This is a genomic window from Bradyrhizobium sp. (assembly GCF_030654605.1).
Lineage (GTDB): Bacteria > Pseudomonadota > Alphaproteobacteria > Rhizobiales > Xanthobacteraceae > Bradyrhizobium.
This window is the reverse complement of record NZ_JAURXB010000280.1, coordinates 1-6,569: the sequence shown is the minus strand read 5'-3', so window position 1 is coordinate 6,569 and position 6,569 is coordinate 1. Positions and strand designations below refer to the sequence as shown.

Sequence of the window (6,569 nt, the reverse complement as noted above, 5' to 3'; positions counted from 1 at the left end):
CGAAGCGGGCGGGCCGGTGACGGTCACCCATCCCGAGATGGTCAGATACTTCATGACGATCCGCGAAGCCTGCGATCTGGTGCTGACGGCTGCAACGCACGCCTTGACGCCCAAGCGCGCCGATGTGTCGGTCTACGTGCTCAACATGGGGCAGCCGGTCAGGATCGTCGAGTTGGCCGAGCGCATGATCCGGTTGTCGGGTCTGCAGCCGGGACATGACATCGAGATCGTTTTCACCGGGATGCGGCCGGGAGAGCGGTTGAACGAGATTCTGTTCGCCGCGGAGGAGCCACCTGTCGACATCGGCATCGCGGGTATCATGGCGGCCAAGCCCAACGAGCCTCCCATGCAGGCGATACGGAAGTGGCTTGCGGCGCTCGAGCGCGCGATCGCCAGCGACGACCGGGCTGCGATCAGGGCTGTGCTTCTGGATGCGGTTCCGGAATTCGGTTCGACGGCGGCTTGATTTATTGCGTCTTGCGCGCGTCTTTCGACGCGGTGGGCGGTCGCGAAAACCGGAACAGCGCGGCCAGCACAGCGAGGACGCCGAGCGCCAGCATCGCCAGATCGGTGCTTCTCGAGGCGGCGGTGACAGTCGTCAGCGCGAGGCCCGCCAGCACGAGGTTGAGCAGGAATACGGTGGTGACGACCTGCATGACGCCCAGCCCGTTATCCGTCGCGCGTTGATAGAAGTGCGATCGATGCGCGTCCCAGAACCGTTCGCCCCGCGCCAGCCGCCTGAACAGGGTAATCGTCGCGTCGGCGAGGTAGTAAAGCGGCAACAGCAGCGCCGCGGCCAGATGCTGCCGTGATGCCAGTTCGAGCAGACACCAGCCGGTCAAGAGGCCGATCGGCAGGCTACCGACGTCACCCAGGAACAGGCGGGCGACGGGCCGGTTGAAAGGTGCAAAGCCGAGCAGCGCGCCGGCGAGCCCCAGCGCGATCGGCAGCACTTCCGGCGGCGCCGCGCCGAACGATGAAAATGCCGCGAGCGCGAGGGTGATCGGGAGCATTTCTGCTATCGTCATCCAGTCCAGGCCGTCCATGAAGTTGACCAGGTTGATGAACCACAGCATCCCCAGGACGAGGAATGCCCGTTCCAGCGTAATCGGGATCATCTCGAAAATGCGCAGCTGCGGCGGAAGGGTTGCGAACAGAAACACAACCGCAGCCAGTTGCAGCGCCAGACGCGGCACCACCGGGATGGGGCGGAGGTCGTCGATCATGCCCACGGCCGCGAGACAGAGCGCGGCGGTCAGCACCTTCAGGATGGCGGTTGCCGAAAAGGGCATGCCGAACGATGCGGCCAATGCCGCTCCGACCGCCGTGGCGGCGATCACGGCGATGCCCCCGCCCTGCGGCGTCGGCGTCACATGCGAGGACCGCGCGTTCGGTCGGGCCAGTGCATAGCGTTGCAGCAGCGGTCGCAGCGCCAGGAGCAGGCACGCGCAGATGAGGCCGGCCGCGGCCGGGACGAGGAGCGTCGTTGCAGCGCGCGGGAGATCGAAAGTGGTCATGAAAGCATTGCCGGCGGACCCTGGATTTTGGATGGCGTAGCAGATTTGTATCCCGTTGGAAAATCCGGGCTAGCCGAATCGACTCGCCGGGGATGCTTGTCGCGATCGCGGCGCGACGCAGAAGGCAAGGCGTGGATCTGTCAGACCATGAGCCGGTCAGGAGAGGCCGCGGTCATCTGACACCATGCGTGTTTCGACCACGAGCAACGGCGTGAGGCGGTCTAAGCCAGGCGTTTCTGACGGTTTCGGCAATGGGAAAGCTGTCTGTCGAGCAATCGATCCATCAGACCACAATAGGCTTTCAATGCAATGTCACGCGTATAATTGCCGGCGACTACTGCCGCCCGTTGTCCCTTTTCGGCGGTCTCGTTAGCGGTGGATGCCGCGTCAGCAATAATCCCGGCCAGCGCCCGTGAATCCTCGGGCGGAGAAACCCAGCCGATATTCTCCTCCCGGATCAGAATGGCGGCTTCGGCGTCCGGATCCGAACAGATGATGATCGGTCGCCCGATGGCGAGCAAATTGTAGATGCGGCTCGGTACCGAAACCCCGGTGTTGTGCTTGCGGTAGGGAACGATCCAGACGTCGCCTGCGGAAAGGAAACTCTCCAGTTCGGTCTCCGGCACGCGTTCGATCAGCGTGACGTTGGGAAGGGGGGACGCCGCCTGCATCGCATTGAGCTTGGCCCACCCCACGCCTTCGCCGGAAAGCAGAAATTCGATGTCCCGGTTGTCTTGCAGAAGCCGGGCGGCTTCAAAAACCGACTCGGGGTCATGCGTAAACCCCGCATTGCCCGACATCGCTACGACAAATCGACCTTTGCATCGCCTGCGATAGGGATTTTCGGGGTTCAGGTCCCTGTACCAGACGGGCAGGGTTGCCCAGTTTGGAATGAGATTGAGCTTGGCGGCGGTCATGTTCGGATAATCGAGCAACTTCACTCTCATGTCGCGACCGATGATCACGATTGCATCGAGCCGGCGAAACATCACTGCATTGGCCGACCGAAGCCACCTGGTCAGTATCGAGGACGCCCGCAGAAACCCCGCCATGACCAAAGTGTCGGGATAGAGATCATAGATGATCAGCGCGGAAGCCGCTCGGCGAAGCCGTGCCGCCAGAGCAACGGTGTATGGCAGGGTAAAGGGAGTGGTGACGCACAGCAGGACGTCTTCACGGCGGGCATGCTTCAGGACCGCGAAGAAGACCTGAATGGAAAAAAGCACGGCGGCGAACGATCGCGAAACCAGCGCCGATTTCTTCGGCCACCAGCTCTTGATTTCGATGACTTCGGGTTCGCCGGGGGTCAGCAATTTGGTGGCGGAATCGGGCGAGCTCGATATCACCAGGACCCGGCGGGTTTGCGCCAGTTCCTTCGCGATGTCCGTCATATAGCCGGACGTCGTGCTGGGGAACGGCGCATAATGCTGAGTGACCAGCACGACCTTACCTCTGCCCTGCCGATCTGCCGACGACGGCCGATCAGCCATGGAGCGGGCAAACGTCAGACTCTCGTAAAGCTGCACAATCGAGTTGCCGATGATTTTCGCCGAGAGCTTGCTTACGACCAATTCGCGCGCGGCTTGTCCGTATCGCGCCCGCAACAGCGGGGAAGTCGCCAACTTCATAATCGCCTGTGCAAGCGCGGGCGGATCCTCGATCGGAACCAGAATTCCGGTCTGGTCCTGGATAACGACCTCGCGGCATCCCGGCGCATCGGTTGCAATCATCGGCCGTCCGCAGGCGGCCGCTTCCAGCAGGCTGACGGGCAGTCCTTCCCGGTGCGACGGCAACACCGCGAAGTGACAGCTTCGCCACAGCGATCTGATGTCCTCGATGTGCCCCAGCCAGGTGATGCCCGGCCGGCGACTCCATTCCTCTACCTCCTCCAGCAAAACGGAAGCGGGATTGGCAGGGTCCGGATTGCCGGCGATGATCAGGTTCGCGTCATAGCCTTGATTACGTAGAATACTTTGGGCAGCCACCAGGGCCCGGATGCCCTTGTCGGTCAGGAGCCGCCCTGCGAAGCCGAATGTGATCGGCCCTTCCGGTTCCGGCAGGGGTTGCAGGGCATCGGTGTCGACGCCCGATCCGGGGATCAGGACCATCCGCTGCTGGTTGATTCCGAGGTCATCAAGGGCCGAGCGGTCATCGGGATTTTGAACGAGAACGAGGCTGCGCCGGCGATTTAGCAGCCAGGGAAGGATCCACTTCATGCCCTGCTTCAACAGCCGCGTGCGCCAGGTTGCCGAGGTGAAGATATAGCCCAGTCCGGTGATGGCGTTGACCTGGGAGAATTTCTGGCCGAAGGCGGCGATAGCGCCATAGACGCAGCACTGCAAACCCGAGTGATGCACGATCTGCGGCTTGATTTTCGTCTCGACGTTTCGAAGCGCGAAAATGGTCGGGATTGCCGAAAACGGCGACAATCCGCCGCGCCGGAACGGTATCCGGTGCAAGACGAAACCCTCGGCCTCGATCGCTTCCGCCCCCTTGTTCACGCGGGTGGCGACATGCACCTCGAAGCCTGCATCGCGAGCGGCGCGCGCCATCGGCAGGCGGTTGAGCAGGAACGCAAAATCCTCGTTTGCGAAATAGAGCAAGCGTCGAGGTTGATCGGGAGTTGCGGAAGTCATTCAGCGCCCTGGGTGACGTGTTGGTCACGAACCAATAGGTCATCGGTCCGACTTAGAGCAATAATCCCGACCGTCAGCCCGAAGAAAAACTGAACCAGATAGTCGAAGGCAAATGCGCCGGAGAACTGAGAAATTACGAGCTGGAAAACGTACATCGAAATCGCCGACTTTTCTGCGAGCGAGAACAAATGCCAGCGTCTCAGCGCGACTCCCAAGGGAAACAGCGTCAGAATGCCGAAGAGCAGCAGACCCACGATGCCGGTTTCGTAGAGCATTTCGAGATACACATTGTGCGGATAATGCCTGGAGGCTTCAGTCTTGCGAAGCAGCCAGTCCGGCGCGCCGAAACCTTCGATCACGGGATACATTCCGACCCCTCGTCCGAACAACAGGCGATCCGGTTCGGATGAAATGCGATTCCATGTTTGCGTCCATATCCCCAATCGCAAGCCAGGGGTCGGATGCTGAATTTCTCGCACCGTGCGCGAAATCGCATCGATTTCTGCATTGAAGTTCTTGCTCTGAAGCGCACGCTGGTAAGCTAGGTTAGATGTCAGCGTCGCTGCTAAGATAACAGCAATGACTGCAACCAGAGCCAGCTTTTTTGAATGGGTCCATAAAGCTGCGCCCGCCAAGAAAACCAGACTACAAATAAGCGCTACCAGCGCCCCTCTCGCCGAGATGTGATACATAAATAGCAATACGAGCAGCAAAGCTCCAACGGCAAGCGTCTGTCTGAATCGATTTGAGGCGAGCCCAACGGCGGCAAGCGCGGCCAACCCGAGTACGATGCCCATATTCTGGTGGAACGTGGCAAATACTGCTGGATCGCCCACGCCGAAAATGTCTTGGAGGTATCCCTCCTTGACCAAGTCACCGAAACGAGCGGTGTATTGGATGAGGAAGATCAAATAGACCGTGGCAGCGCCCAACAACATCATCAGCACTAGCTTCGAGGCACGCGCAGCGGAAAAACCAAAAGCCATAAACAACGTATGAAAAATCAGAATCCCGGCCAGATGCGTGGCTGGAACGACTTGGCGAGAATGAACTAGAAAACTGGCAATTGCCAAGACATAGAATGCAGCGATTACGAGAGAAATATCAGGGACTTTTCTCGCCATGTCGGAAATCGGGCGCCAGCATATAGCGACGAACACAGCGCCAAACGTACAAGCTACGGCAAAAATTGCTGTCGAACCGATCAGATAAAACGGAATGAACGTCTTTGCGAACGCCGCGGTCGTGACCGCCGCCGCCATCACTCCGGCGCGGCGACCCGCACTATAATTGACCAACATAGCCTGTTCACTTGGTGCCGGTTTGGGGGATCGGATCGTTTGATGAGCGCTCTTAAATAGCTCAGATCGATCTCAAACTGAAGCCGTTATCGCCTTGGGAAGTGTTTGTTAGGCGAAGCAAATATAGCTCTTATTTGCCGACTCGGTCGACGAAGTTTGGTTTGTCCCAATGGCCGCTTGGTAACCTCCGACATTAGACTCTATTCGAATTGGATGGTAGAGCGTGCGCGCTTATAGGGGAAGCTGCGACGGCTTTTCGGAGTAAAGATGGCGGATCAGGTTTCAAAACAACGCGTTGCGCTGATTACCGGCATTACCGGCCAGGACGGCGCCTATCTCGCCGAATACCTGCTCGGCCTCGGCTACACCGTGCACGGCATCAAGCGCCGATCATCCTCGTTCAACACCGCGCGCATCGACCACCTTTACGAAGACCCGCATGCCGGCAACGTGCCGTTCCTGCTGCACTACGGCGACATGACGGACTCGACCAACCTGATCCGGCTGATGCAGCAGATCCGGCCGACCGAGATCTACAATCTCGCGGCGCAGAGTCATGTCGGCGTCAGCTTCGAAAGTCCGGAATATACCGCCAATGCCGACGCCATCGGGGTGCTGCGGCTGCTCGAAGCGGTGCGGATTCTCGGCATGGAAAAGGAGACCCGGTTCTATCAGGCCTCCACCTCGGAATTGTACGGCCTGGTCCAGGAAGTGCCGCAGAAGGAAACCACGCCGTTCTATCCGCGCTCGCCCTATGGCGTCGCCAAGTTGTACGGTTACTGGATCACGGTGAATTATCGCGAGGCCTACGGCATCTATGCCTCGAACGGCATCCTGTTCAATCACGAGAGTCCGATCCGCGGCGAAACCTTCGTGACGCGCAAGATCACGCGCAGCGTCGCCCGCATCGAGACCGGTCTGGAAGACACGCTGTATCTCGGAAACCTCGAGGCGAAGCGCGACTGGGGGCATGCCAGGGATTACGTCGAGGGCATGTACAGGATATTGCAGGCCGATGAGCCCGACGATTTCGTGCTGGCGACCGGCGAGACCCGCTCGGTGCGCGAATTCGTCGAACTTGCGTTCGCCGAAGTCGGTCGCGGCGTCGAATGGCG

4 protein-coding genes and 2 pseudogenes are annotated in these 6,569 nt (G+C 59.9%); 2 read left to right on the top strand and 4 right to left on the bottom strand.

Annotation, left to right across the window (positions count from 1 at the left end; all coding sequences use genetic code 11):
- The coding region (locus Q7U29_RS25800) for a polysaccharide biosynthesis protein (protein WP_304746153.1) at positions 1-466 on the top strand (466 nt) is incomplete at its 5' end.
- A gap of 1 nt (position 467) precedes the next feature.
- Here Q7U29_RS25800 and Q7U29_RS25795 read toward each other — a convergent pair.
- The 4 genes and pseudogenes from Q7U29_RS25795 to Q7U29_RS25780 form a co-directional block, all read right to left on the bottom strand.
- Entirely contained in the window at positions 468-1,517 is a 1,050-nt protein-coding gene (locus tag Q7U29_RS25795) for a glycosyltransferase family 4 protein (RefSeq protein WP_304746151.1), read from the bottom strand.
- A gap of 221 nt (positions 1,518-1,738) precedes the next feature.
- Positions 1,739-2,326 (bottom strand): annotated as a pseudogene (locus Q7U29_RS25790) (glycosyltransferase); the annotation flags it as partial.
- A gap of 687 nt (positions 2,327-3,013) precedes the next feature.
- A pseudogene (locus tag Q7U29_RS25785) lies at positions 3,014-4,153 on the bottom strand (glycosyltransferase family 4 protein); the annotation flags it as partial.
- Entirely contained in the window at positions 4,150-5,454 is a 1,305-nt protein-coding gene (locus Q7U29_RS25780) for an O-antigen ligase (RefSeq protein WP_304746149.1), read from the bottom strand. The pseudogene Q7U29_RS25785 and the gene Q7U29_RS25780, both read right to left, overlap by 4 nt.
- A gap of 267 nt (positions 5,455-5,721) precedes the next feature.
- On the opposite strand from Q7U29_RS25780, the gene gmd reads away from it, so the two are divergent.
- The coding region (gene gmd / locus Q7U29_RS25775; RefSeq protein WP_304746147.1) for a GDP-mannose 4,6-dehydratase at positions 5,722-6,569 on the top strand (848 nt) is incomplete at its 3' end.

Bases quoted from the DNA above. Each gene is read 5' to 3' on its own strand.
- Q7U29_RS25795 (WP_304746151.1), bottom strand. From the start codon at position 1,517: ATGACCACTTTCGATCTCCCGCGCGCTGCAACGACGCTCCTCGTCCCG.
- Q7U29_RS25780 (WP_304746149.1), bottom strand. From the start codon at position 5,454: ATGTTGGTCAATTATAGTGCGGGTCGCCGCGCCGGAGTGATGGCGGCG.